The organism is Janthinobacterium sp. FT14W (genome assembly GCF_009208755.1).
In the GTDB taxonomy this organism is placed as follows: Bacteria; Pseudomonadota; Gammaproteobacteria; order Burkholderiales; family Burkholderiaceae_D; genus Janthinobacterium; species Janthinobacterium violaceinigrum.
This window is the reverse complement of the sequence record NZ_WFLL01000010.1, coordinates 1-26,216: the sequence shown is the minus strand read 5'-3', so window position 1 is coordinate 26,216 and position 26,216 is coordinate 1. Positions and strand designations below refer to the sequence as shown.

At 66.0% G+C, this 26,216-nt stretch carries 22 protein-coding genes; 11 read left to right on the top strand and 11 right to left on the bottom strand.

The window, feature by feature from the left end:
• The first annotated feature begins 7 nt into the window (after nucleotides 1–7).
• Genes GCN74_RS09355 through GCN74_RS09325 form a run of 7 tightly spaced genes read left to right on the top strand, consistent with a single transcriptional unit; the run spans nucleotide 8 to nucleotide 7,016 of the window.
• The gene (locus GCN74_RS09355) at nucleotides 8–1,081 is read left to right on the top strand and encodes a PhnD/SsuA/transferrin family substrate-binding protein (RefSeq protein WP_152256420.1); all 1,074 of its coding nucleotides are present in this window, start codon (nucleotides 8–10) and stop codon (nucleotides 1,079–1,081) included.
• Complete coding sequence (locus GCN74_RS09350) at nucleotides 1,078–1,920, top strand: ABC transporter permease (RefSeq protein ID WP_152256419.1); 843 nt, start codon at nucleotides 1,078–1,080, stop codon at nucleotides 1,918–1,920. The genes GCN74_RS09355 and GCN74_RS09350 overlap by 4 nt, the downstream gene beginning before the upstream one ends.
• Nucleotides 1,917–2,681 (top strand): ABC transporter permease, encoded by a 765-nt coding sequence (locus tag GCN74_RS09345; RefSeq protein WP_152256418.1) that lies wholly within the window; start codon nucleotides 1,917–1,919, stop codon nucleotides 2,679–2,681. The genes GCN74_RS09350 and GCN74_RS09345 overlap by 4 nt, the downstream gene beginning before the upstream one ends.
• Nucleotides 2,674–3,939 carry an MFS transporter gene (locus GCN74_RS09340; protein ID WP_152256417.1) on the top strand — a complete coding sequence of 422 codons (1,266 nt, stop codon included), beginning with the start codon at nucleotides 2,674–2,676 and terminating at the stop codon, nucleotides 3,937–3,939. The genes GCN74_RS09345 and GCN74_RS09340 overlap by 8 nt, the downstream gene beginning before the upstream one ends.
• Nucleotides 3,936–4,817: an ABC transporter ATP-binding protein gene (locus GCN74_RS09335; protein WP_152256416.1), complete on the top strand. Its 882-nt coding sequence runs from the start codon at nucleotides 3,936–3,938 to the stop codon at nucleotides 4,815–4,817. Before GCN74_RS09340 ends, GCN74_RS09335 begins: the two co-directional genes overlap by 4 nt.
• A 33-nt stretch (nucleotides 4,818–4,850) precedes the next feature.
• Nucleotides 4,851–5,909 (top strand): ABC transporter substrate-binding protein, encoded by a 1,059-nt coding sequence (locus GCN74_RS09330; protein ID WP_152256415.1) that lies wholly within the window; start codon nucleotides 4,851–4,853, stop codon nucleotides 5,907–5,909.
• A gap of 48 nt (nucleotides 5,910–5,957) precedes the next feature.
• On the top strand, nucleotides 5,958–7,016 hold the full coding sequence (locus tag GCN74_RS09325) for an ABC transporter substrate-binding protein (RefSeq protein WP_193317025.1): 1,059 nt from the start codon (nucleotides 5,958–5,960) through the stop codon (nucleotides 7,014–7,016).
• Between the two features lie 39 nt (nucleotides 7,017–7,055).
• Here GCN74_RS09325 and GCN74_RS29530 read toward each other — a convergent pair whose 3' ends face one another.
• Complete coding sequence (locus GCN74_RS29530) at nucleotides 7,056–7,178, bottom strand: hypothetical protein (protein ID WP_264372532.1); 123 nt, start codon at nucleotides 7,176–7,178, stop codon at nucleotides 7,056–7,058.
• 173 nt (nucleotides 7,179–7,351) lie between these two features.
• On the opposite strand from GCN74_RS29530, the gene GCN74_RS09320 reads away from it, so the two are divergent.
• Together GCN74_RS09320 and GCN74_RS09315 are read left to right on the top strand one after the other, a co-directional pair.
• Nucleotides 7,352–10,051, top strand: coding sequence for a polysaccharide deacetylase family protein (locus GCN74_RS09320; RefSeq protein ID WP_152256413.1), 2,700 nt, complete (start codon nucleotides 7,352–7,354; stop codon nucleotides 10,049–10,051).
• Nucleotides 10,052–10,053: 2 nt separating this feature from the next.
• Nucleotides 10,054–10,434, top strand: coding sequence for an immunity 22 family protein (locus GCN74_RS09315; RefSeq protein WP_152256412.1), 381 nt, complete (start codon nucleotides 10,054–10,056; stop codon nucleotides 10,432–10,434).
• Here GCN74_RS09315 and GCN74_RS09310 read toward each other — a convergent pair.
• The 5 genes from GCN74_RS09310 to GCN74_RS09290 form a co-directional block, all read right to left on the bottom strand.
• The gene (locus tag GCN74_RS09310) at nucleotides 10,413–11,624 is read right to left on the bottom strand and encodes a response regulator (RefSeq protein ID WP_193317024.1); all 1,212 of its coding nucleotides are present in this window, start codon (nucleotides 11,622–11,624) and stop codon (nucleotides 10,413–10,415) included. The two genes, GCN74_RS09315 and GCN74_RS09310, sit on opposite strands and share 22 nt — an antisense overlap.
• A gap of 115 nt (nucleotides 11,625–11,739) precedes the next feature.
• Nucleotides 11,740–12,762 carry a hypothetical protein gene (locus GCN74_RS09305; protein WP_152256410.1) on the bottom strand — a complete coding sequence of 341 codons (1,023 nt, stop codon included), beginning with the start codon at nucleotides 12,760–12,762 and terminating at the stop codon, nucleotides 11,740–11,742.
• The gene (locus tag GCN74_RS09300; protein WP_152256409.1) at nucleotides 12,759–13,778 is read right to left on the bottom strand and encodes a hypothetical protein; all 1,020 of its coding nucleotides are present in this window, start codon (nucleotides 13,776–13,778) and stop codon (nucleotides 12,759–12,761) included. Before GCN74_RS09300 ends, GCN74_RS09305 begins: the two co-directional genes overlap by 4 nt.
• 72 nt (nucleotides 13,779–13,850) lie before the next feature.
• Nucleotides 13,851–15,107, bottom strand: a complete 1,257-nt coding sequence (locus GCN74_RS09295; protein WP_152256408.1) for an alpha-xenorhabdolysin family binary toxin subunit A — start codon at nucleotides 15,105–15,107, stop codon at nucleotides 13,851–13,853.
• Between the two features lie 69 nt (nucleotides 15,108–15,176).
• Nucleotides 15,177–16,451, bottom strand: a complete 1,275-nt coding sequence (locus tag GCN74_RS09290; protein ID WP_152256407.1) for an alpha-xenorhabdolysin family binary toxin subunit A — start codon at nucleotides 16,449–16,451, stop codon at nucleotides 15,177–15,179.
• A 432-nt stretch (nucleotides 16,452–16,883) separates the two neighbouring features.
• On the opposite strand from GCN74_RS09290, the gene GCN74_RS09285 reads away from it, so the two are divergent.
• A complete protein-coding gene (locus GCN74_RS09285; RefSeq protein ID WP_152256406.1) occupies nucleotides 16,884–18,956 on the top strand; it encodes a TonB-dependent receptor in 2,073 nt (690 codons plus the stop codon).
• A 66-nt stretch (nucleotides 18,957–19,022) separates the two neighbouring features.
• Nucleotides 19,023–19,568, top strand: coding sequence for an RNA 2'-phosphotransferase (locus tag GCN74_RS09280; RefSeq protein WP_152256405.1), 546 nt, complete (start codon nucleotides 19,023–19,025; stop codon nucleotides 19,566–19,568).
• Here GCN74_RS09280 and GCN74_RS09275 read toward each other — a convergent pair.
• From GCN74_RS09275 to GCN74_RS09255, 5 genes are all read right to left on the bottom strand, one after another.
• Nucleotides 19,552–20,697, bottom strand: a complete 1,146-nt coding sequence (locus GCN74_RS09275) for an aldo/keto reductase (protein ID WP_152256404.1) — start codon at nucleotides 20,695–20,697, stop codon at nucleotides 19,552–19,554. The genes GCN74_RS09280 and GCN74_RS09275 overlap by 17 nt on opposite strands.
• 14 nt (nucleotides 20,698–20,711) lie before the next feature.
• Nucleotides 20,712–21,563: an aldo/keto reductase gene (locus GCN74_RS09270; protein ID WP_152256403.1), complete on the bottom strand. Its 852-nt coding sequence runs from the start codon at nucleotides 21,561–21,563 to the stop codon at nucleotides 20,712–20,714.
• Nucleotides 21,564–21,655: 92 nt separating this feature from the next.
• Complete coding sequence (locus GCN74_RS09265; protein WP_226938955.1) at nucleotides 21,656–22,870, bottom strand: PepSY-associated TM helix domain-containing protein; 1,215 nt, start codon at nucleotides 22,868–22,870, stop codon at nucleotides 21,656–21,658.
• Complete coding sequence (locus tag GCN74_RS09260) at nucleotides 22,870–25,344, bottom strand: TonB-dependent siderophore receptor (protein ID WP_152256402.1); 2,475 nt, start codon at nucleotides 25,342–25,344, stop codon at nucleotides 22,870–22,872. Before GCN74_RS09260 ends, GCN74_RS09265 begins: the two co-directional genes overlap by 1 nt.
• 113 nt (nucleotides 25,345–25,457) lie before the next feature.
• Nucleotides 25,458–26,216 (bottom strand): FecR domain-containing protein (locus GCN74_RS09255; RefSeq protein WP_152256401.1); only part of this gene is annotated, 759 nt, incomplete at its 5' end.

The following is a 26,216-nucleotide window of genomic DNA, read 5'->3' as shown; positions in this document are numbered from 1 at the left end:
GCCCCAGATGTCATTGCAATTATTACGTTTGAGCTGGCGCAAGCTGTCTGCCGCCATCGTGGCGGCCAGCCTGCTGGCGCCAGCCTTCGCGGCCGCCGCCGAGCCGCTGCCGGCCGCCGTGCGCATTGCCGTCGTGGCCCGCACGGCGCCGTCCGGCAAGACCGTGTTTGCCGGCTCCGCCGCCCAGGTGGCTGCGCAGGGCTGGCTGGCGGCCGAACTGGGCAAGCTGGGCGTGAAGCTGGAATGGGTGGCCGTCACCACCAATTCCGTGGCGACGCAAGTCAACGAGGCGTTTGCCAACCGGTCGATCGACCTGGCCCAGTATGGCGACTTGCCCTCGATTATCGCCAACGCCTCGGGCTTGCAGACCCGGCTGATCCTGCCCGGCGGCAGTTTCAGCAACACCTACCTGGTGGTGCCGAACGGTTCCACGGCCCGCTCGATCAAGGATTTGAAGGGCAAGAAGATCGCCTTGCACCGGGGCCGGCCGTGGGAATACCCGTTCGCGCGCCTGCTGGAAGCGAACGGCATGACCTTGCGCGACGTGAAAATCCTCAACCTGAATCCGCAGGCGGGTGCGGCGGCCGTGGCGACGGGCGGCGCCGACGCTTTCTTTACCCTCAGCGACGCCTTCCTGCTGGAAGATAAAAAGGTGGGCAAGATCATCTGGTCCAGCAAGGCGCCGCCGCAGGACTGGAAGATGCGGGCCGAATTGTGGGCCGACAGCGGTTTCCTGCAGCGCCATCCGCAGCTGGCCCAGCTGGTGGTGACGGCCTATGTGCGCGAGCACCACCGGGCCGCCGGCGCGGGCGGCGAAGACGAATACGTGCGCACGGAAGCGGCGGCCGGCCAGGTGGAAAGCGTGGTGCGGCGCGAACTGGCGGGCGACCATACGCCGTGGCAGGCGCGCTGGTCGCCGTTGTTTACGGCCAGCCTGCGCCAGCATTACGTGGGCGAGGCGGCCTATGCGAAAAGCGCGGGCCTGATCGGACGGCCCCTGCAAGTGGACAGCCTGTTCGCGCCCCAGTTCGTCAACCAGGCGCTGGCGCAGTTGAAATTGCAAACCTACTGGGCGCCATGACTTCCCTCGTCAACGCCATCGCCTTGCCGCGCGCCGCCGCGCCAGCGCGTGCAGCCTCTGTCCCCTGGCTGCAGCGCTTCGTGCGCTCGCCCTGGTCCGTGTGGACCTCGCCGCTGGCCTTGCTGCTGCTGTGGACGGCGGCCACCACCTTGGAATGGATGCCCGCGCACATCTTGATGTCGCCCTGGCAAGTGCTGCTGACGGCCGCCGACCTGGTCGACAGCGGCGAGCTGGGCCAGCACCTGGGCATCAGCCTGTTCCGCCTGCTGGCCGGTTTCGGCCTGGGTGCCAGCGGAGGCCTGGCGTTCGGCATGGTGCTGGGCCTGTCTCCAGGCTTGCGCAGCTATGTCGATCCCACGTTCAATATCCTGCGCCAGTTGCCCACCGTCGCCCTGATCCCCCTGTTTATCCTGCTGTTCGGCATAGGCGAGAGTTTCAAGGTGTTTATCGTCGCCAAGGCCAGTTTCTTCATCGTCGCGCTGGCCGTGCATGACGCCATCCGCAACCTGTCGCAGCGCTATTTCGAGGTGGCGCACGTGTATTGTTTCTCGCGCTGGCAGCGCATCCGCCTGATCGTCTTGCCCGCCATCGTGCCGGCCGCGCTGACGGGCATGCGCATCGCCCTGTCGCGCTCGTGGATGGTGCTGGTGGGCGCGGAATTGCTGGCCGCCGACAGCGGCCTGGGCCAGATGATGGAAATGGGCCGGCAAATGTTCCGCCTCGACGTGGTGATGGTGGGCGTGGTGCTGACGGGCGTGATCGGCTTCGGCCTGGACCGCGGCTGCCACGCGCTGGAAGCACGCCTGATGCGCTGGAAGCGTAGTGGAGAGACCATATGAAGCAGCGTTTGATCCAGATCATCAAGGGCGCGCTGCTGCCGCTGGCCTTGCTGGGCACCTGGCAATGGGCGTCCGGCCAGGGCGCGGCCGCCGAGTATATCTTCGTGTCCTTGGGCGACCTGGCGCACAGCCTGCGCGACCTGCTCGTCACGGGCGAGCTGTGGGTGCATCTGCGCGCCAGCCTGGGCCGCACTGTGGCCGGCCTGCTGCTGGGCGGCATCGCCGGCATCGTCACGGGCGCGCTGATGGCGCAGTCGCCGCTGGCGGACCGGCTGATCGGGCCCCTGTTCCACAGCATCCGCCAAGTCCCGCTGCTGGGCCTGGTCCCCTTGCTGGGCTTGTGGGTGGGCAATGGCGACGGCGCCAAGCTGCTGGTGATCGCCATCGCCGCCTTTTATCCCACCGTGCTCAACACGTATGCGGGCATGCGCCAGGTGGACGGGCGCCTGCGCGAAGTGGGGCAGGTGCTGACCCTGACGCGTGCGCAGACCTTGCGCCAGGTGTTGCTGCCGGGCGCCATGCCGGCCATCGTCACCGGCGTCACGCATGCGCTGGCGTTCGCCTGGCTCGCTTGCCTGGGCGGCGAGCTGCTGTTTGCGGCCGGCCCCGGCATGGGATCATTGCTGCTCAACGGCGAGGTGTCGGGCCGCATGGATGTCGTGCTGCTGGCCGTGCTCGTGATCGCCTTGCTGGCGCAGGCGATGAACGTGGCGTTTGCGCGGCTGGCGCGCCTGCTGGTGAAGGGGCGCAGCAGTGAGTGAATCCTTGCCATTCCAGCCGGACGCGGCCGCCACTGCCCGCGACGGCGAGCTGCGCGCCTTTTTGCTGCGCTTTATCGGCTTGACCCTGCTGTCGGGCGTGACCATCGGCATGAACAAGGTGCTGGCTACCTTGCTGGGCTTGCATCTGCATGTAAGCAATTTCCAGCTGGCCACGATCAGCAGCGCGGAAACCCTGGCCATGGCGCTGGGCACCATTCCGGCCGGCTACATTCTTTCGCGCGGCAACCCGAAGCATCTGTATGCCGGAGTCAGCCTGAGCCTGGCGCTGGCCTTTTGCGTGCTGCCGTGGCTGCCCGGCTGGCAATGGGTGGCCCTGCTGATGTTTCTGGTGGGCCTGTGCATTTCGCTGCGCATCGTGGCCATGAGCACCGTGTTTCTCGTGCGCTTGCCGGAACTGGGGCAGGGCAAGGCGGGCTGGTACAAGGGCACCTTGATCCTCGGCATGCAGTTCCTGGGTCCCCTGTGCGGCAATTACCTGATCGCGCAGCTGGGACTGAAGGCGGGCTTTTTGATCTCGGCCCTGATGTTCGCCATCCTGGCCGTGCTGGGCTGGCAAGTGTTGCCAAACAACACGGCGCCCCGCAAGCAGGCTGGCCATGCGTCGCTGCCGGGCGCGGCCAGCCTGCGCGAACTGCTGCGCCTGCCTGTCGTGCGCGTTACTTACCTGTTCGAAATCCTCGCCAGCTTCACGGCGTCCAGCGTGGGCGTGTTTTCCATCCTGCTGGCCATCCGCGTGCTGCACTGGCCTGCGCACCACTCCGTCTGGCTGATGGCCGTGCAGGGCTTGAGCTGCGTGCTCGTGCTGCTGTTCCTGGGCCGCTTCGTGCTGGCCAGCCGCTACCGCGAGCAGCTGTATGGCGGCGCCCACCTGGCCATCATGGGGGCCTTGCTGATCCTGGGCTTGTGGCCGGACAGCATCGCCTACCTGGCCGCGTCCGTGCTGCTGGGCCTGGGCCTGGGCGTGAATAACCTCGTCAATACGGACAATATCGCCCGCGCGCCCGTCGACAAGGCCCGTGTTTCCGCCCATTTGACCCTGTTCGGCATGGTGGGCGGCACGGCCGGCGCGCTGGCGGCGGGCCGCCTGGCCGACCTGACGGGCTTGCGCAATGTGTTCCTGATCTGGCTGTTTCCCTGGCTGGCCGGCTGGCTGGCTTTCCACGGCAGCCGCTGGCTGCGCCGGGCGCCGCCCGCCGCCGTTTCTTCCCTCGCCCCCACCGCAGAGAGTGCGCCATGAATGATTTCGTTTCCCCTTCGGCCCTGTTGCCGCAACGCCCGCAGCTGAGCGGCGGCCTGCAAGTGCAGCACGTGAGCAAGTCGTTTGCGCTGAAAGGCGCGCCGCTGCCCGTGCTCGACGACATTTCCCTGACCATCGCACCCGGTGAATTCGTCGCCATCGTGGGCGCCTCCGGCTGCGGCAAATCCACCCTGCTGCGCCTCTTGGCGGGCCTGGACACGGACTACGCGGGCTTGCTGCTGCACGATGGCATACCCATCCGCGGCACGGATCTGCGCCGGGGCCTCGTGTTCCAGGACCACCGCCTGTTTCCCTGGCTGACGGTGCAGCAGAACGTGGCCGTGGCGTTCAGCAATACCAGGGTGCCGCTGGCCGAGCGTGAAGCGCGCGTGGCGGCGGAAATCGCGCGCGTGGGCCTCGATGGCTATGCGGAGGCGTATCCGCATCAATTGTCGGGCGGCATGTCGCAGCGGGCCGCGATTGCCCGCGCCCTCGTGGGCCGCCCCGACGTGCTGCTGCTGGACGAGCCGCTGGGCGCGCTCGACGCGCTGACCCGCTTGCGCCTGCAGCAGGAATTGCGCCGATTGTGGCAGGACGAGGGCATCACCATGGTGATGGTCACGCATGACATCGACGAAGCCGTCTACCTGGCCGACCGCATCGTCGTGCTCGACGCGCGCCCGGGCAAGGTGCGCCGGGTGCAGGACGTGCCGCTGGCACACCCGCGCCAGCGCGGTTCCGCCGGCTTTGTCGCCATCCGCGACGGCCTGCATGGGGATTTCAGCGACCTCGACGAATCGCATGCGCCTGTCGCGCAGCAGGTAGATCCCAGCAGCTTATGGGATGGCAATGAATGGGCGCGCAGGATGGCGCTGTAGTTTTTTTGATATCCATCAACCTGGAGATACAAGATGAGCAATAACAACGCACTCGACACCCTGTGGTACACGCGCTGCCCCGTCCCGACGGGCCTGGGGATAGCCTTGCAGCAGGGCTGGCTGGAAGAAGCCTTGCGCGCCGACGGCACCAGCTTGCGCTCCTTGCGCGAATCGGAGCAGGAAGCCGTGCGCGAATCGCATTTCGACCATACCCTGCGAAATTCCGTGCGCCACGGCGGCAATATCCCCGCCCTGTGGGCGCGCGCGGCGGGACGCGAGACGCGCGTGATCGGCCTGTCGTGGTCGGACGAGACGCAGCTGATACTGACCCTGCCCGGCAGCGGCATCGCCACGGTGCGCGACTTGAAGGGCCGGCGTTTCGGCTTGCCATTGTGGCGCAGGGCGCAGATCGACTTTGCGCGCGCGCAAGCGTTGCGGGGGCTGGAAAACGCGCTGAGCCTGGAAGGGCTGACGGTTGCCGACGTGGAACTGGTCGATTATGTGGTCAATGCAGGCCAGAGCGAGGCGCCGCCGGAAAAGGGCACGGCAACGAATCTGTTCAGCGGCGCGCGGCGGGGCGGGCAAAGCCCGGAGTTGCTGGGCCTCTTGCGGGGCGAGGTGGACGCGATCTTTTTGAAAGGCGCCTCGGCCGCCCAGCTGGCGCAGCAGTTCGGCTTGCACACGGTGATCGACACGGGCAGCCATCCCGAACCCCTGATCCGCGCCAACAACGGCACGCCGCGCACCCTGAGCGTCGATGCGCACTTGCTGGACAATCATTTTAGCTCTGCCGTGACCCTGGTCGAGCAGGTGCTGCGGGCCGAGGCGTGGGCGCGGGGCCACGCGGACGACACGCGGCGCTTCCTCGCGCGCGAATCGAATGCCAGCGAGCACTGGGTGCAGGTGGCGTACGGCAAGGATGCGCATTTGCGCCTGGATACGGACCTGGCGGAAACGTCGATCGCGGGCTTGCAGGATTTCAGCGATTTCCTGTTCCGCTGGAACTTCCTGCCCAGCCAGGTCGACGTGCGCGCGTGGATCGATCCCCGTCCTTTCGAAGCGGCGCTGGCGCAGACGCGCCGCGCAGCCTGAGCGGGAAGCACGTCAACGGTGGCCATGCTCGATGATGAGGAGAATGCGATGCGGCGACGCACGGTGATGGGCGGGCTGGCTTTGCTGCCCCTGGCGGGAAAGGCGGCCGCGGCCGCGGTGAAAGCGACGCGGGGGCCGCCGGCGGCCCTGCGCATCGCCTCGACGGGCTTCGCGGAATACGGCAAGGCGGAACTGGGCGGCATCGCTTACCGGGTGCAGCAGGAAGGCTGGCTGGCGCGCGAGCTCAAGCAGCGGGGCGTGCGGCTGGAATGGCTGCCCGTCACGGGCGACACGGGCGCCACCATGAACGAAGCGTTCGCCAGCGGGCGCATCGACATGGCCGCATATGGCGACTTGCCGTCCGTGATACTGAATGCGGGCGGCGTGCGCACGCAGGTGATCGTGCCGGCGGGGCGGGGCACGGACCAGTTCCTGCTGGTGCCCACCGGTTCGCGCGCCACGTCGCTGGCCGACCTGAAGGGCAAGCGCATCAGCGTGCACCGGGGCCGGCCGTGGGAACTGGGCTTGCGCCAGCTGATCGCCGACCAGCGCATGTCGCCCACGGATTTTCGGCTTATTAATATGGACTTGAAACCGGGCACGGCGGCCCTGGCCACGGGCGCCGTCGACGCCTTGTTCATGATCAATGGCTATCCGCTGGAAGACAAGGGCATCGGCCGCATCATCTGGTCCAGCAAGGGCTTGCCAGAGAGAAAAATGCGCGCGGAACTGTGGGCGCGGCGCGACTTTACGCAAGCCCATCCCGACATCGCGGAACTGGTGGCCACGGCCTGGCTGCGGGCCCAGCACTGGGCGGCGCTCGACGGCAACCGCGAAGCCGTGATCAAGGATGGCACGCGCAACGGCACGCCCGACAGCGTGGTGCGGCGCAGCTACGACGATCCCGGCTTGCAGTGGAAGGAACGCTGGTCGCCCCTGTACGACGATGCCGTGTACCGCCATTACCGCCGGGTGCTGGCGTTTGCGCAGGAACAAAAACTGATCCGCCAACCCTTGACGGCGGAAGAGTTGCTGGAACCGCGTTTCGTGGCGGCGGGCTTGAAAAAACTGGGACTGGCCAGTTACTGGGAACCGGCCAAGGTGTAGTGCAGCAAGAGGAGGGCGTGCTTCACTGCGGGGCGCAGCTTAGTGGGGCAGGCACACGCGCCCCACCAGTTTCACCACGCCATCGCCCGCATGCGCGCGCAATTGCAGCAGCATCAGGGCCATTCCCAGCATCAGCGCAGCGGCGCAGAGTTTCTTGTGCATCGTCTTTCCTGTTTTTATGCTCGATGGAGCTTGGTTGTCATCTTTACAGCCATATTATTGCCGAAATTCAGCGTGCGGATGAGCATTTTGCCAAGCGTGCTCTACAATTATGCATCTCGCGCATCCGCGCCATCCGAATTCTATGCATAGTATGTGAAGGGAATGACAAGCCTGTGACTTCCAAGCCGATCAAGATCGCCGCCACCGTTGTCGTGGCACTCGCCGCTGGGGCCGGCATTTATACGTACACCCGTCCGGCCGCCACCGCCACGCCGGGCACTCCCGCCAGCGCGTCCGGCAGCCAGGGCGCCGCGCCGCAGTCCGCTGCCGACACGGCCGCCGTGGCCAGCCAGTTCCGCGACCTGCTGGGCAATTTCCGCAAGATCATCGTGCTGCTGGCCGACGAGCAAAGCTTGTCCGAAGGCGCGCGCGATGAAGCCCGTAAAGTGGGGCAAGCGCTGTTCCATGAAAACCAGGAACGCATCGCCAGGCTGGATGCGGCGCTGGACCAGCTGACGGCGCCCACGAATCCGGGCCGCTTCGAAGCGCTCGACAGCCTACTCACCTATATCGAATCCGACCCCGGCCTGTACGACGCGGACCGCCTGGCTTTCCGCGAGCTGCTGCAAAGCATGCTGGCGGACGTGGCCAAGGATTCCTCCTTGCCGGCCATCAAGCTGCACAAGCGCATTTCGGAAGACCTCGATGCGCTGGGCGAGATCGAGCGCAATTACGAGAAGGAAATCCGGCAAATCTTCGGCAACCTGGGCCAGCGCGCCATCGAACTCAAGCGTGAACGGTGGGACGATTACGTGGCGCAGCTGAAAAAGCTCTACAGCCGCGAACAGATCCTCAAGGAAAACGGCATCGTCGTGCCCTATGCAACACCGCCGGCCGGTTCCATACCCGACGCCAAGCCCGCGCCCAAGAAGGACGAGGCGGAAATCTTCGGCCTCGGTTTGCCGAAGAAAACCATCGTGCTGACCTTTGACGACGGCCCGCACCGCCGCTACACGGAAGAAATCAGCGCCATCCTGAAACAGTATGGCGTGCCGGCCGTGTTCTTCAATGTGGGCCGCAACCTGGGCAGCCTGGACGCGGAAGGCCACGCCAAGCTGGGCGCCGGCGCGGAAGTGAGCCGCAAGCTGATGAAAGAAGGCTATGCCGTGGGCAACCACAGTTTCAGCCACGCCCAGCTGTCGAAACAGACGGGCGACAAACTGAAAGGCGAAATCCTCGGCACCGACACTTTATTGAAGGCCATCAGCCCCGAGCGGGCCGCGCTGTTCCGTTTTCCATATGGTGCGCGCAACAGCGAAGGCATGGCCGCGCTGGCCGATGCGCATTTGAAATCCGTGATGTGGAACATCGATTCGCTGGACTGGGCCGACCCCGTGCCCAGCTCCATCACGAACCGGGTGCTGGCGTCCGTCGACAAGGCGGGACGGGGCATCGTCCTGTTCCACGACATCCATGAACGCACGGTGAAAGCCTTGCCGGCCGTGCTGGACAAGCTGATTGCCGAAGGCTATCAATTCGCGGGCTGGGATGGCACGAGTTTCCAGGTGGCGAGAAGCGCGGCCCCCGCACCGGAAAAAGTGCCCGTGACCACGGGCTATGCGAATTCCTGGGCCGTCGTGATCGGCATCGACGATTATGCGAAATGGCCGAAATTGCAGTATGCGGTGCGCGATGCGCAAGGCATCCGCGAAACCCTGATCGAGAAATTCGCGTTCGCGCCCGAGCGCGTCGTGACCCTGAAAAATGGCGAAGCGACGCGCAACAATATCCTGGCCGCCTTCCACGACAAGCTGGCCCACGGCGGCGTGCAAAAGAATGACCGCATCTTCGTGTTCTTCGCCGGCCACGGCGCCACGCGCAAGCTCAGTTCCGGGCGCGACCTCGGCTATATCGTGCCCGTCGATTCCGACCCGGCCCAGTTCGCCACGGATGCGATCCCGATGACGGAAATCCAGAATATCGCGGAATCCCTGACGGCCAAGCATGCGTTCTTCGTCATGGATGCCTGCTACAGCGGCCTGGGCCTGACGCGCGGCGCCGGTTCCAGCTCCTTCCTGCGCGACAACGCCAAGCGCATCGGCCGGCAAATGCTGACGGCGGGCGGCGGCGACCAGCTGGTCGCCGACGGGGGGCCGAACGGCCACTCCGTGTTCACGTGGACCTTGCTGCAAGGCCTGGCAGGCAAGGGCGATCTGAACGGCGACGGTCTGATCACGGCCACGGAACTGGCCGCCTATGTGGCGCCTGCCGTGTCCAGCGTATCGAACCAGACGCCCGCGTTCGGCAGCCTGCCCGGCTCGGAAGGGGGCGATTTCGTCTTCGAATTGCCAGGCGAAACGGAGTTCCTCAGCCCGAACACGACGCAGCTGTCGACGGAAGCCATCGCCCTCAATAGCAAGCTGGACGCCAAGCCGGCAGCGGCCAGCGTCACGGTGAAGGATTTGCAGGGCGGCGAACAGAAGATCGTCACGCCGGGCGCCGTGCCCACCTCCACGCGCCAGCTGGCGCAGCGGGCCAACGACCGGGGCTTGCAGCTGTACAAGGAGAAACAATATGCGGCGGCGGAAGCGCAATTCACGGAAGCGCTGAAATTGCGGCCCGACTTTGCGCTGGCGGCCAACAACCTGGGCTTTGTCTTCTACAAGCAGGAAAAATACCGCGAAGCGGCCCGCTGGTTTGAAAACACGGTCAAGATGGACCCGTCGCGCGCCATTGCCTACCTGAACCTGGGCGACGCGTATGCCAGGGCCGGCGATGCCGCCAAGGCAAAAGCCGCGTATAAAACCTATCTGGAACTGGCACCGACGGCCTCGACGGCGCCGGCCGTGCGGCAAAAGATGGAAAAGCTGTAAGCATGGCCGACAGCGTGTCCATCGTCCACGTGTTTGCCTGCCGCGGCCGCTTCCCCGACTGGGATGCGCTGCAGGCGTATCTGTCGCCCACATACTCGGACGATGGCGACGCCGTGCCGTCGCCGTTCTTCCTGGAAACGGGTCTCACGCACTACGAGCCCGCCTGCATTGAAAGCGCGATGCTGGCGGCGCCAGTGCCGCTGGCGCAGCTGCTCGATGGCGTGTCGTATGGCGACAGCTGGCTGGCGCAGGCATGCGCGGACGGCGATGCGCAAGGCCTGTTGGCCGACACGGGCATCTGCGTGTTTGCGCCCAACCGGCTGGCGCACCCGCAGCGCTGTTCGCTGCACCACGTGGGCAGCTATGCCTGCGGCGCTGACTGAGCGCCATCTTCGCGCTCTTCGTGCAATAGCTTGTTGACGGTGGCCAGCAGGCTGGTGCCCGAGGTGGTGATGAAGCGGGCGCCCGCCGCTTCCGCCTCCGTGCCGTAGCTGGCCAGCGTATCCTTGCTGCAATACACGACGATGGGCAGCGCGGGCTGCGACTGCCGCACTTCGCGCACCGTGTGCACGCCCGCATCCTTGATCCTGCGGCCATTTTCCGCCCGCGCCATGTCCGTGATCAGCAGCGCATAGTGTTTCTGTTGCAGCATGGCCAGCGCCTGCCGCATCGATACGGCCTGTTCCACCTTGATGTTTTCCCGCTCCAGCTGCTCCACCAGCAAGGTATTGTTGCGCGGGTGGTCGTCCAGCCACAGCACCAGGCTGGCGGGTTTCTGCGCCGCCGGCATGCCGGCCAGGGCCGCGACGGTGCCGCCGCAGTCAGGCGGATGCGCCAGCAGCAGCTGCGTGACGGCTTCCTGCATGTCGTCGAGCGATTTCTGCTGCAATCGGCTCAGTTCCGTCACTTCGATTTCCTTGCCGCTTTCCAGGCGCACGGACTCGTTCTTGACCATGCTGTCGGCGCGCTTGATCATGATGGACAGATAGATGCGCGTGAGCAGGTAGCCGATCAGGAAGCCATGCACGGAGAAGAACAGCATGATGCCACCCACCACGGCCATGGCCGTGGGCGTGTCGGTGGCCAGGCTGGGGGCGATGAAGGCGGCCATGGCGCGCGCGCTGCCGGGCAGGCTTTTCAGCTCGATCAAGCCCACGCCGACGATGATTTTCGTCAGCCAGTCCGATACTTCCACCAGGTTGGAATTGATTTCCATGGGCGTGGGCGTGCCCAGGAACAGGGTATTGCTGGCGGCCGCATCGGTCCCAGCGGCGGGTGGTTCGTCCGTGGAGCGGCCCTTGGCACTCGTCCGCTCGTCGGGCGGCGCCATGTTGACGGTGCCCGAGGGCAGGGTGCGGGGGATGCCGAACAGGAATCCCAGCAGCATGCCGCTGACGCAAAAGCCCAGGCTCCACAGCAGGGCCGGCACGGCGTGGTAGTAGGGCGGCAGCAGGGCGCCCGCCAGCACGGCCAGCAAGCCCGCCAGCAGGATGAACAGCAGGATGTACGGCAGCACATCCTTCTTGCGCGCCGCTGCCGGCGCATTGGCGCTGCTGGTATCCGATTTGCCCACGGCCCCCCCAATGGATGCGACATTGCACAAGCTGCATATGCTCATCATAGGAAGCAGGGCGGCCGTGGTATTGAGACGGCGCAAAGCGGCGGCATCCTGGCAGTGTCTGTCTGTGTCAGCCGCCTCCTTGCGCCAGCGCCGCTTCGCGCGCCACCCGCGTATAGGCATTGGCCAGGTCGTGCCATTGCTGTTTCGCCGCATTCAGGTGCAGCCGCTCGAGGAAACTGCCCAGCTTGTCGTTCTGCGCCGCCTTGAGCAGGTCGAGGATGGATTGCATGTCGGTCTGGGAGGTGACGACTGCGCCCAGCAGTGCGGCCAGGCCGGTCTCGGCGCCGCGGCTGCTGCTATCGAGCTGCTGGAACGCTGCCGAGATGCTCTGGATCGAACGCTTGAAGTCGTCGCGGATGGCATTGAACTTTTGCGGCAAGCCATCCTGGCAGTGATGCGACTGGGCCGCCTGTTCAATCTGTCGCAGCGCTTCCTGGGCCGAGCGGTCGGCACCCTCGATGGCCAGGCGGATCTGTTCTCGATAGGCGCTTTGCTGCTGCAGCGACACCGCCAGCGCCTGCGTGCCCGCCTTCAGCTGGGCCGAGCTGCGCTCCATGTCGCTGCTCAGCTGTTGCAGTGCCTGCGTCGCCGTTTGCCGCTGCTGGTCGTTGGGCCCGATTCCCTGGCGAATCTGCTCCTGCACCGCCAGCACGCGGTCGGCGTTCGCGTCAAAGGCGCGGCTAAAGGCCGGCAAGCTGTCTATCCATGCCTGGGTGGGAGCATATGCCGTGCCCAGGTTGCCCGCATCGCGTTCGGCGCGGGCCAGCACTTGATCGAGCTGGTTGCGCGTCCATGTGAAATCGACATTCTGCGACCATGTTTCCGTGGTCGTCCTGGTGCACATGCCCAGGCCCCACCACGCGTGCTCGCTGCACCAGCTGCACTGCGTGTACAGCGGGTACGGCCCCAGAGGCTGGCGCACGGCATTGCGCATATTCGCCACTTCGCGCTGGAATTGCGCCAGCTGGCGCAGCGCGTTTTCCAGCGCGGCGGTATTGCTGTTTTGCGCCATGGCGGGCGCATGCAGCAGTCCCAGCGCCAGGGCGGCCATGGCCAGCAGATGCAGCAGGCGTGCGGCGGCGCGCCTCATGGCTGCCATCCCGCCGCGTCGGGCGGCGCGGGGAAGTCGACCAGCGCGTTGCCGGCGTAGCGTTGCGCGGCGGTGATGAGCGCCTGCCACAGGGGAAAGGCCATGGCGCTGGCCAGTGTCTGCGCCAGCCAGCTGTCGTTGCCCAGTTCCGCGTCGCTGGCGTCGGCCGCCAGCTGGGTCGTACCGGAACCGAGAGCGCTCCACGCGGTGCGCAAGCCGTCCAGCCAATGGATTAGCTCATCGATAGCCGCTTCCAGCCAGCCGCCATTGGCCAGCAGCAGGTTGACGCCCGCCAGTTGCAGTCGCAGCTGCTCGGACAGCGCCGTGTCGCGCGTCAGCTGCTCGCGCAAGGCGTGCAATTGCGCCTCCAGTTCCTTTTTCTTGTGCCCGCTGAACAGGCCCAGGTGCGCCAATTGTTCCTCTATCGATGCGATGGCTGCCTGCAAGCGCCCCAGCGCCTCTTGCTGTGCCTGCAGATCGGTGCCCGTCTGTGTTGCCCGCTGGGCCAGCGCCGCATTCGCCGGCAACACGCCATCCTTCCATTTGTTCAAGCCTTGCAGCAGGGGGGCAATGGACGCGCGCGCTTCTTCCACCATCGGGCCCAGCGCATGCAGTACTTCGCGCCTGTCGCCGGCGCCAACGCCCGCCTCCAGCAGTGATTGCTGATACGACAGCATGTTGGCCGCCGAATTTTTCAGGCGCAAGACAAACCACACCAGGCCCGCGTACAGCATGGCCGGCGGCGTGTCCTGCGCCAGGGCGTCAGGCGATGCGGCCAGCAGGGCACGCAAGCTTTTCGGCGTGCCAAAGCGGGCAGCTTCGTCCGCTACGGCCTGCGCCGCCGCTGCCAGCGGCTTGTCCGGGCCGGGCTGCTGCTTGTCCGCCTGGACGATGTAATACGTGAGGTGATCCCAGGCGCTGCTGCCTTCAAACGCCAGATGGGGATTGCCCTCATCAACAGCTGGCCGCAGCGCCGCCTGTTGCACTGCCAGCGGATATCCGAATTGTCTCGACATGGTGTTTGCCTTTCTATAAGCCAACGATCGGTATGTTTGCCCCCCGCTGCCTGCGCCGGGGGGCAATTGTCATCAAGCGGCGCGCTGGTTTTCCGACAAGTGCTGGCCGAATGCGAGGCTGTCGTAGTCGACCAGCGACTGCACGGTAAACTGCTTGGCGCTGTCATCGATGGCTTGCCAGGAGTCGATGGCCAGCTTGGCTTTCGCCTTGACGAGGAAAGGCATACTGCCCACGTTCGATTCCGTGATGCTGTTGCCCAGCGTGATCATGTCCGTATTCATCTGCACCCACACGCCTTCCACCGTTTGCAGGCTGCCGAGGAATTTGGACATGGCCGGCCCCACGCGCGCCATCTGCGTGTTGAAGTCGCCCAGGTCGCTGCGCAGCCGCTGTTTCTTTTGCAATTCCTGCGTCTGGCTGCTGATCTGTGTGCAATATTCGTTGTAGGCGGCGCGGTTCTGCGCCGCCTTGATGCCCAGCCCGACGCCGGCGGCGATGGCGGCTGCGCCGCCCACCAGCAGCGAGACGCCTCCCGTGAACGGCGCCAGCAGGCCGCCGATCAGTGCGCAGCCGACGGACGCCGTGACGGCGGCGATGGTGAAGTCGCGCCAGGCCTTGTAGGCTGCATCGCGCAGTTTCTCCAGCTCCACGATCTTCGTTTCCAGGCTGCCGATGGTGCGGTTGACATTAGCGATCATCGTCGACGAACTGCTGGTAAATGCCTGCAGCTTGCTGTTGTATTCATTCATTTTTTGTTCGAACAGACCCAGCTTCCTGATCAGTGCCGCCACTTCGGCCGACATTTTTTGCGCCAGCGGTATCGGCCCCATGGTCTGGTCGAACAGATAGGCTTTCAGGTTCTCCACCTGTTCCTTGGGAGGCAGGCCCGGCAGTTCATCCAGCACGCTTTGATAGCCGCTCACCAGCTTGGTCGAGGTGTCATGCACGCGCTGGCCCAGCCATACCGTGTGCGTGTAGATTTCTGTCGGCGGCGTCGGCGTGGCCAGCAGGCCGGGATTCTTGATCAGGGCCGCGCGCAGGCTTTTCGGGTTGCCGAATTCGGTGGAGGCGTTTTGCACGCTTTTCATTGCGCCGATGCAATCGAGTACCGTCTGCGAGCCATCGACGGCGCCGTACTTGCTTTCGAAATCGCCTTTGGTGATGGGCAATTCGGTGGCCGAGCCCACATAGGCCTGCAATTCGATCCAGCTATCGCTGAACAGGGCAAACTGGCTCTTTTGTCCGGATTGGGGATTGGCCGGCGTGGTCAAGCCTGGCGGCGGGTCGATCGATGGCGTGGCGGCGGTATTAATAGCGGTAACACTCATGGTAGTTCCCTTCAGTGATCAGGTCAGACTGCGTGGAAGGACGGAAAACAGCTACTGGAAACGCTGGCGTCAGGCGGCGAGCCTGGACGCCAGTTGCTGCTGCCAGTCGGGCTGGTCTGGCGGCAAGCTGGTGCCAAAGCCGATCAGATTGGCATCGACAAAGGACCCGGTAACAAACGCCTTCAAGGCGTTGTCGAGCGTGCGCCAGCCATCGGCAGCCTTGACCATCTCGGCTTCGCGCAGCCATGGTCCGGTGTGCAGGTTGTCCACGCTCAAATCGCTGGCGCGCGCGCCCAGTTCCCGCGCCGATGCGCTCCAGGCCGCTTGCACGCTGCGCAACTGGCCCAGGATGCCGTTGGATGCCGGCAGCGAGAATTTCATCAGTTCATCGAGCGCGCCCAGGTCGCTGCGGTAGCACGCGCGCTTGGCGAGGAAGGTGCTCTGCTCGTGTACTTCCTGGACCAGGCCATCGTATTTGCCGCGCGCCACGCCGGCCGCCGCGCCCAGCGCCGCTGCCGAGAGGGCCACGCCGCCGCCCGTGACGGCCGAACCGATGGCAAAGCTGCCGCCGCCCGTGGGCACGGCCAGGATCACCATGATGGCAATGCCGATGATGCCGATGACGGCGGGCACGATGCAGGCGGAAATAGTCAATGCCAGCCATTTCGAATAGGCGGCGTCGCGCGCGCGCTCGAGTTCTGCAATTTTCTGTCCCAGGGCGCCGATTTCCTTGTCGAGTTCAGTGCGCGTCTTGGATGAGCGTTCGGTGAAGGTGCGCATCAGCAGCTGGGCTTCGTCCAGCGCTGTTTCGATTTGTTCGAACTCCGCGATCAACTCGCCGATTCTCGCGATGGTGTTCTGCATATTGTCGAGTATCTGGCCATTGTCGAGGAACAGGCTCTTGATGCCGGCCGTGGCGTCGGCCGCCGATTCGTGGCGCGCCATCTGCGGGATGCTGCGCAAGGTCGACGACAGCGTAAAGGCATCCCGGTGCGCCCGCTCCACGGTCCAGACGGTGGCGGAAAAGGCATCGTTTTTCGGGCGCGTGCCGCTGGCCAGGAAATTCGGGTCGCGCAGGATCTTTGCCCGCAGGCTGCTGGGACTGCCGTAGCGCTCGGCCGTCTGGCGCAGCTTGCGCATGGCGTCGAAGCATTCCTTCATTTGCGAACCGGACGAAGCGTCGCCGTAGCGCTGTTCGTATTCGCCGATATCCGACGGCAGGGCCAGCACCGCCTGGATGCGCGTCTGCAGGTCGATCCATTGCTGCGAGGCCAGCACGAAGCGCTGGCCATCCGGATTCTCGCCCGGTGTCAGCAGAGTGGAAGAGGGCAGGAACAATGTCATGTAGTTCTCCAGTTCAAAGTGGTCGCCAGGCCGCGCCGTGCAGGCGTGCCGGTGTCTGACAATATGGAAAAAACCAAAGACTTTGCCGCGGCTGCGCCAGCCTGCATGGTCGACATGGCAGGGCGTCGCGTAGACGGCGAAATCACAGCGACAGCCCTGATGCGCGCGGCGGAGCGGCGCGGGCGAAAGAGCGGCAGGCATGGCAGGAGATGCTGGCGGGCCGGTCTTGTGCGCGGATTCTGAAAGCTAGTATGCGCTTTTTATATGGCGACATTCTCTCTAAAGATAACCTCGCCTCTATTTATTTCATTGTTTGAAAACAGGTGTTTTGCAGTTTGATTTTGCGCAAATGTCTGAATCCGAACGCCGGTGTTTTGCGTATCTTCAGAGGCGGGTCACAAGCAGTTGTTTTCAGGATGAACGGGAGAAAATATGCGATCAAGGAAGATCCCTTTGGCATTGGCCTGGCTGGCCATCCAGGCCAGCGCATGGGCGGAGCTGCCCGCCGCCGCGGTGCCGGATGCAGTTGCCAATGCGGCGCGCACCGTGCGCGTGACGGGCCACTACGACAACGCCGTCGGCACGTCGGATGCCGCCAGCCAGGGCGTCATCACGACCGAACTGATCGTCAACCGGCCCGCCTTGCGCACGGGCGAAGTGCTGGAATTCGTGCCGGGGCTGATCGTCACCCAGCATAGCGGCGACGGCAAGGCCAACCAGTATTTCCTGCGCGGCTTCAACCTGGACCACGGCACGGATTTCGCCACGTATGTGGACGGCATGCCCGTCAACATGCGCACCCACGCGCATGGGCAGGGCTATTCCGACCTCAATTTCCTCATTCCCGAGCTGGTGCAGCGCATCGCCTACAAGAAGGGGCCGTATTTCGCGGGCGAAGGCGATTTCGCCTCGGCCGGGGCGGCGCGCATCCGCCTGGCCGACAAATTGCCGCAAGGCCAGGCCAGCATGTCCGTCGGCCAGCACGGCTATATGCGGGGCGTGGTGGCCGATTCGGTCGGCGCAGGCCCCGGCACCTTGCTGTACGGCCTGGAAGTGAACCGCAACAATGGTCCCTGGGACGTGCCGGAACACGTGCGCAAATACAGCGGCGTGCTGCGCTACAGCCAGGGCACGGCCGATGACGGCTACAGCGTGACGGGCATGGTCTACAGGAACAGCTGGAACGCCACGGACCAGGTGCCGCTGCGCGCCGTGGCATCGGGCCAGATCGGCCGTTTCGGCTCGCTGGCGCCCAGCGACGGCGGCGACACCGCGCGCTACAGCCTGTCGTACGCCATGCGCAAGCGCACGGAGAACCGCCTGTTCGAGTTCGACGCCTACCTGATCCGCTCGCAGCTGGAACTGGACAGCGATTTTACCTACTTCCTGGCCAACCCGGCAACAGGCGACCAGTTCCAGCAGAGCGAGCGGCGCACGGTGGCGGGCGTGAATGCCAGCGAAAGCTGGAACACGCAGCTGGCGGGGCTACCTATGCGCAACAAGCTGGGCGTGCAGGCCCGCTACGACCGGCTGTCGCCCGTGGGCCTGTACAACACGGTGGAGCGCATCCGGCAAAGCACGGTGCGCGAAGACCGCGTGCGCGAGGCCAGCATCGGCCTGTACGGTGAAAACACCGTGCAATGGCTGCCCTGGCTGCGTTCCGTGGCGGGCTTGCGCTACGACGCCTACCGTTTTAAAGTCGACAGTAGTATCGACGGCAACAGCGGCACGGCAAGCGACCACGTGGTGTCGCCCAAGCTGTCATTGATTCTTGGCCCGTGGAGCAAGACGGAATTTTTTGTCAACTACGGCAAGGGTTTTCACAGCAACGATGCACGGGGCACGACGCAGACGCGCTTGCCCGACGGCACGCCATCGGCGCCCGTCACGCCCCTGGTGCCGACCAAAGGCGTGGAACTGGGGGCGCGCACGGAATGGCTGCCGGGCCTGCAAAGCTCGCTGGCCCTGTGGCGCCTCGATATCGCGTCCGAACTGCTGTTCGTGGGCGACGCGGGCGAAACGGAACCGAGCCGCGCCAGCCGCCGCCACGGCATCGAATGGAACAACCATTACATTGCCGCACCGTGGCTGCTGTTCGACCTGGACCTGGCCGCCTCGCGCTCGCGCTACACGCAAGATGACCCGGCGGGCAACCATATCCCCGGCGCCATCGGCAAGGTGGCCTCGTTCGGCGTGACGGTGACGGACCAGGGGCCATGGTCGGGCGCCTTCCAGCTGCGCTACTTCGGCCCCCGTCCCTTGATCGAAGACAATAGCGTGCGCTCCGCCTCGACGACGTTGGCGTACGCGCGCCTCGCGTATCAGCTCAACCGCAGGACGCGGCTGTCGCTCGACGTCTTCAACCTGTTCAACAGGCGCGCCAGCGACATCGATTATTACTATGCGTCGCGCCTGCCCGGCGAGGCGCAGGATGGCGTGAACGACCGGCATTTTCATCCCGTGGAACCCCGTTCCGCGCGCCTGACCTTGTCATATGCGTATTAAAAGGCGTAGACTGCGGCCATGGCGCCCGCTGTGGGCGCCTGTAGTTACCCATAATAACAAGATTGAATGACAGATAATTTAGTACACACCAGCAAATTCCTTTCCCTCATACTGCGCCACGCGCCTGAAAAAATCGGCCTCGCGCTCGATCCCCAGGGCTGGGCCGACATCGGCCAGCTGCTGGCCCAGGCGGCCCGGCATGGCCGCCGCCTTTCCCGTGAGCAATTAGATGACGTGGTGGCGCGCGACAGCAAGACGCGCTATGCGATCAGCGCCGACGGCCTGCGCATCCGCGCCAACCAGGGCCACTCGCTGGCCGCCGTCGATATCGCTCTGCCGCCCGCCATGCCGCCCGCCATGCTGTACCACGGCACGGCCAGCCGTTTCGTCGAGGCGATCCGCGCCGGCGGCCTGCTGCCGGGTTCGCGCAACCACGTGCACCTGTCTGCCAACCGCGAAACGGCCGTGGCCGTGGGTGCGCGCCACGGCAAGCCCGTCGTGCTGACGGTGGACGCTGCCGCCATGCAGGCGCAGGGTCACGTGTTTTACGTGTCGGCCAATGGCGTGTGGCTGGCGGATGCCGTGCCGCAGGCCTTTATCGCTTTTCCCTGACGAGGGGGCGGACTGCCGCTTCCACGCCCGAATATGCCAGCACGGCATCGGGCAGTCTTGCCCCTTGCACCTTGATGGCGGCCACGGCCTGGTTCAGTTCCGCCGCTTCCGCCGATGTCAGACGCACGTCGGCCGTGCCGATATTGTCGAGCAGGTGCGCCATTTGCGTGGTGCCGGGAATGGGCACGATCCACGGCCGCTGCGCCAGCAGCCAGGCCAGGGCGATCCGGGCCGGAGTCGCGTTCTTGCGCGCAGCCCAGCTGCCGAGCAGGGCCACCAGCGCCAGGTTGTGCGTTAGGTTTTCCGGTGAGAAACGCGATTCGATCTGGCGGATGTCGCCGTCGGCAAAGCGCGTCCTGGCATCGATGGCGCCTGTCAGGAAACCCACGCCCAGCGGACTCCACGGCACGAAGCCGATGTTCAGTTCCTCGCACAGGGCCAGCACGCCATCTTCCGGGCCGCGCCACAGCATCGAGTATTCGCTCTGCACGGCGGAAACGGGCAGGGCGGCATGGGCGCGCCGCAGGGTGTTCAAGCCCATTTCCGACAGGCCCCAGTGCAGCACCTTGCCTTCGCGCATGAGGTCCTGCACGGCGCCGGCCACGTCCTCGATCGGCACGTGCGGGTCGACCCGGTGCTGGTACAGCAAGTCGATGCGGTCCGTGCGCAGGCGCTTGAGCATGCCGTCGACGACCACCTTGATGTGCGCGGGGCGGCTGTTCAGGCCCGGGCGGCGCTCGCCCGTCTGCTGGTCGATGTTCCAGCCGAACTTGGTGGCGATGACGATGTCGTTGCGAAACGGCGCCACGCCTTCGCCGAGGATGCGTTCCACCTCGTGCGGACCATACGCCTCGGCCGCGTCATAGAAGGTGACGCCGCGCTCGAATGCCGTGCGGATAATCTTGTGCATCTCCGGACGGCTGGGTACGGTTGTCTGGTAGGTACGGCGCATGTTTTGCACGCCCAGTCCCAGGCTCGATACTTCCAGCGTGCCCAGCTTGCGGCGCCCATCCACTGTCGTTTGCACCGACTGGCCTTGCGCCGAGCTGATCAACGGCGTGGCGGCCAGGCTGCTGGCCGCCAGCAGGAAACCGCGGCGGCCCGTCGTATTTGCTTGTTTCACCGGCATGGCTTTCGCTCCCTTCAGATATTGAGCTTGCGTGCCGCCATCCACCGGACGATGGCCGGGTCGCGGTGCGAAAAGAAGCTGCTGGTGCCCGTTTCCAGGGTGGCGATGGCGGCCATGTCCGCTTCGTCCAGGTCGACACCGTCAATCGCCAGGTTTTCCGCCATGCGCTCGGGGCGCACGGTCTTGGCCAGCACGGCGATGCCCCGGTGCGTCAGCCAGCGCAGCACCACCTGGCCCACGGACTTGCCGTGCCTGGCGGCGATGCCCAGCAGCAGTTCGTTATGGAACAGTTGGTTGCGGCCTTCGGCGAACGGCGCCCACGCCTGCGGCTGCACGCCGTGTTCCAACATGAAGGCCACGCTGTCCGCCTGCTGGTGGAAGGGGTTGATCTCGATCTGGTTGACGGCGGGCGCGATATCATTGAAGGCGATGAGGTCCATCAGGCGGTCCGTGTGGAAATTGCTCACGCCGATGGCGCGCAGCTTGCCGCTGCGATACGCGTCCTGCATGGCGCGCCACGATCCGTGCACGTCGCCGAACGGCTGGTGGATCAGGTACAGGTCCAGGTAATCGAGCTGCAAACGCTGCAGCGAATCGTCGATCGCTTGCGTGGTGCGCTCGTAGCCCGTGTGCTGCACCCACAGCTTGCTGGTGACGAAGAGGTCCTCGCGCGCCACGCCGCCGTGGGCGATGCCCCGGCCGACGGCGGCCTCGTTCAGGTAGGACGCGGCCGTATCGATCAGGCGGTAGCCGGACGCGATGGCCTTGATGACGCTGCGCTCGCATTCGGCGGGGTCCGGGATCTGGAAGACGCCGTAGCCGGCGACGGGCATGGCGATGCCGTTGTTCAGGGTGACGCGGTCCATGGCAAGCTCCTTCGGTATTAGACAGCAGCTACTCTACGGCCTAATCCACCCCTTGATAAGCGGCTGGAACCGGCATGGCCTCATTAGCCGTGCTAATGAATGAGGGCTTTCGCCCTGGCTTGCCCCTGGCGCTTGCGGCGCCAGACCAGCACGCCCGTCACGCTCAGGCCCGCCACCAGCACGCCCATGGCGCAGATGAACAGTTTAAAAGGCCAGCCCCACATCGAGGCCATGTGCAGGGCGCTGATCCAGCTGCGGATGGTGTCGCCGCTGGCGGCGCCCGTGGGCAGCCACGCGGCCAGCTGCCGGCCGCTGGCCGCATCGAAAAAGACCGTGGTCAGGCCCTTGTGGGCGCGCACGTCGCGGCTGCTGCGCACCTGATAGCTGTACACGCCCAGTTCACGTTCATACGCCAGCGCGTTTTCCTCGATGACGTCAAACGCGTGCCGGTGCGCCAGCTCGCCCATCAGCAGGCGGCCCTGCGCGCGTGCGGCCGGCCAGTCCAGCTGCGGCCCCGGCGACGGCGCGTGCCCCGCCACGATTTCCTCGGCCCCCTGGTGCGGGAACAGCGGCTGCATCACGGCCGCATACACGCCGTACAGGTTGAAGGCCACGCCGCTCCAGGCAAACACCAGCAGCATGGCCCACAGCCACAGGCCGCCCGCGCGGTGCAGGTCGAATACCAGTTTATAGCTGCCGCCATGGCGGCGCAGCAGCCACGCAGGACGCCAGCGCAGCAGCCACGGCTTGCTGCCGGGCGAGCGTTTTTTCAGGCGCGCAGGGAAGGTCAGGGCGGCGCCGATGAAGCAGTCAACGCTCCACAGGATGGCGATCAGGCCGAACACGAGCAAGCCCGTATCGCCCAGCGCCAGCGCATAATGCAGGCGCTCGATGAAGGGCAGCAGGTTGATGGCGCCCTGGCCGATATCGCCCCACTGGCGCTGGCCCAGCAGCGCGCCCGTGTACGGATCGACGAAGACTTCGTTGCCGGCCAGCGGCGCCTCGCCTGCCGGGCGCAGGTAGAACTGCATGCTGCGGCCGGGCGGCGCCGACAGGGGCGCATACGTAACGCTCGCCTGCGGGAAGCGCGCGGCCACCATGTCGCGCAGCTGCAGGGCGTCGAGCGGCACGGCGCCGGGCGCGGGCGGCGCTGCGCGGAAGACGGCGGGCAGCAGGGCAGCCTCCAGTTCATCCTTCCACGCCAGCGCGCTGCCCGTGACGCCGGCCACGATGAGGAAACCGGCCATCAGCAGGCCCGCGTAGCGGTGCATGGCCGCCAGCGCGGGACGCATGTGCAGCGCCGGCATCAGAACCTGTACATGGCGCTGACATTGGCCGTGCGTTCGGCATTGCGGTAGCACAGGCCCGGCAGGTAGCCGCAGTCATACAGGGTCTGCTTGTTCAGCACATTGTTGACGTTGAGGGAAAACTGCCACGGCCCGCGCGACACGCCCAGCGCCGCATCCCACTGCGTCAGGCCGCCATTGCGGATGTTCAGGTTGTCGCCGTCCGAATTGGAGCGCATGGCGCCCAGGAAGCGCATGCCCAGCGCCGCATAAGCGGGCAGGGCCTCGCCCATGTTGAACGACTGGCGCGCCCAGGCCGAGGCGCTGTGGCGCGGCGCGCCCGGCTGCTGCAGGCCCAGGTCGCCGTTATTGCTCTTCGTCACTTCCGTATCGAGATAGGTGTACTGGGCGATCAGGCTCAAATGGCTGGCCAATTCCGTGCGCGCTTCCAGTTCCACGCCGCGCGCCTTGACTTGCCCCGTCTGCAGCAGGAAGCCGGGGTTGCCGATGTCGGACGTGGAGACATTGTCGCGCACCAGGTCGAACACGGCGGCCGTGTAGCTGGCGCGCTGGCCCGCGGGTTCGTAGCGCACGCCCGCTTCCAGCTGCTTGCCGCGCGACGGTTTCAAGGCGCCGCCGCCCGCCATCGTGCCCAGTTCGGGCGAGAACGAGCTGGCGTAGCTGACGTACGGCGCCCAGCCGCCATCGAACAGATAGACGGCGCCCAGGCGGCCCGTGGTGGCCGATGGCGACTGGTGGTAATCGGGTTTCACGGCGCCGTTGGCCAGGTCGATGACGTCGCGCGATTGCGTGGCCTTGTCGCGGCGCAGGCCGGCCGTCACCACCCAGCGCTCCCATTTCAATTGATCCTGCGCGTACAGGCCCAGCTGGCGCGACGGGGCGTCCGCGCGGGTCGGCGTTTTCGACGGCAGCAGCGGCTGCTTGCCGTACACGGGGCGGTACAGGTCGAGCGGTTCGACAAAGCCCTTCTGGTAGCGGTATTCGTCCGTGTTGCGGATATGGGCGTAATCGACGCCCAGCAGCACCTGGTGCGCCAGGGCGCCCGTGGCGAAGCGCGCCTGCAGCTGCGTGTCGGCGAACAGGCTTTTCGAATCCGTGTCGACGGGCCAGAAATAGCGCTCCACCGTGCCGTCGTCGTTCAGGCCGCCGGGGAACATGTCCGTGCGGTCGTTGTTCAGGCGCGTGTAGCGCAGGTTCTGGCGCAGCGACCAGGTGTCGTTGAACGCATGCTCGAACTCGTAGCCCAGCATGGTGTTGCGGCGCTTGAAGCGGTTGTCGTCGCCCATCAGGTTGACCCTGGGGTCCACCTGGCCCCGCGGGCCAGGTTGCAGCAGCTGGTTCGGGAATGCGTACTGCTGGTTGTCCTTCTCGTAGCGGGCCAGCAGGGTCAAACGCGTGGCGGGACCCGCCTGCCATGTGAGCGAGGGCGCAAAGTACAGGCGGTTGTCGCGGTCGCGGGCCAGCCGCGTCTGGGCTTCGCGGCCCAGCATGACGATCCTCCAGGTCCAGGCGCTGAGCGCATCGAGCGTGCCGCCCACGTCGGCCTTCAGCTGGCGGCGCTGGTAGCTGCCGTATTCCACGCCCACTTCGCGCACGGCGTCCGCGCTGGGGCGCTTGCTGACGGCGTTGACCATGCCGCCCGGCGGTATCTGCCCGTACAGCACGGAGGCGGGGCCGCGCAGCACTTCCAGGCGCTCCAGGCCATACGGCTCGATGGAGGCGCCGAAGGTGCGGCCCGAATTGCGCAAGCCGTCCTGCAGGATGCCCGTCGTCTCGATGGTGAAACCGCGCAGCAGCGAGGAATCGTCGCTGCCCAGCGGGCGCTGGTTCGGCGTCGCGCCGGCCGTGTAGCGCAGGGTTTCATCGAGCGATTCGGCATTGCGGTCGCTGATTTCATCGGCCGTGACGACGGACACGGATTGCGGGTTTTCATTCAGGGCCGTATCCGTCTTGGTGGCCGAGGCGGCGCGCCGCGCCACATAGCCGCGCACGGGACCCGTGGCCGTCTCGCGGTCGGCGGCGGCACTGATGGTGATGGCGGGCAGGGTGGCGCTGGCCTGCGCCGGTGCGCCCGGCTGCGGCGGCGTGGCCGTGGCTTCGGCCCGCAGCGCATACGCGCCATTGGCGCCGTCGACCACGCGCACGCCCTGGCCGCGCAGCAGTTCCTCGAAGCCCTGGCGCACGGTATAGCTGCCCGCCAGGCCGGCGCTGCGCTTGCCCTGCAGGAGGGCGGCATCGGCCGACAGTTCCACGCCGGCCGCGCTGGCGAACGTGGTCAGGGCCCGCTCCAGCGGCCCCGCGGGGATCGCGTACTGGCGCTTGGTTTGCGTATTCTCAAGCGCCTGGGCGCGGGCGGCAGGGGCCGCGAGGGCCAGGGTTCCCGCCGCGGCGCCCGCCAGGAACAGGGCCTGGATGGCGGCGGCAAGGGGAAACGGACGCAGTTTGCGGGCGGGCGCGGTGGTGCGGTGGGGCATGGTGCATATCCTTGGGAATGGGGAGAAAAATTTTGTTCTTCCCGTATTCCGAACGAAAAGCAAAAACCCTCAACGTTTTTTCACTTATTTTGAATTTATTTTGACGCTGCCGCTCAAGAGGCGGGGCGCGGCCCCACGCCGACCCAGTAGCGCGTGCGGTAGGCCAGCTGCACGGGCAGGCTGGCGGCCAGGTTGGCCAGCGAGCGGTCCGTGTCGCGCAGGGAAAACACGCCCGTCACGCGCAGGCCGGAGACGGACTCGTCGCAGCGCAGCACGCCATGGCGGTAGCGTCCCAGCTCCGCCAGCAGCTCGCCCAGCGGCATGCGCTCGGCCACCAGGCTGCCATGGGCCCAGGCGGCGGCGCTGTCTTCCACTGTGCCGATATCGTGCACGGCGTGGCGCGTATAGCCGGCGCGCTGGCCCGCCTGCAGGTGCACGGGCGCGGCGCCGTCCTGCGACGGCTGCAGGGCCACGGCGCCCTGGAACACGGCCACGCGGCTGGCGCCGTCGCCGAGGCGCACGGAAAAGCGCGTGCCCAGCGCCGTGGCCGTGCCTTGCGGCGTTTCCACCAGCAGCGGACGATAGACTGCCGCGGCTTCGTGCGCGCTGGTGACGAGGATGGCGCCCGCGCGCAGCACGATGCGCCGCCCGTTGGCGCCGTAGCGCACGTCGATGGCGCTGGCTGTGTCCAGCACCAGCTGCGTGCCGTCGGCCAGCACGATGGCGCGCGTTTCGCCAACAAGCGTGCGGTAGTCGCTGGCGGCGCGCTGCCACAGCGGCGATTCGTGCGCCAGCAGCGCCGTGCCGCCGCCTGCCGCGATCAGGCCCAGCAGCTGCAAGGCGCGTCGGCGGCCGCTGGCATGGCGCTTGGC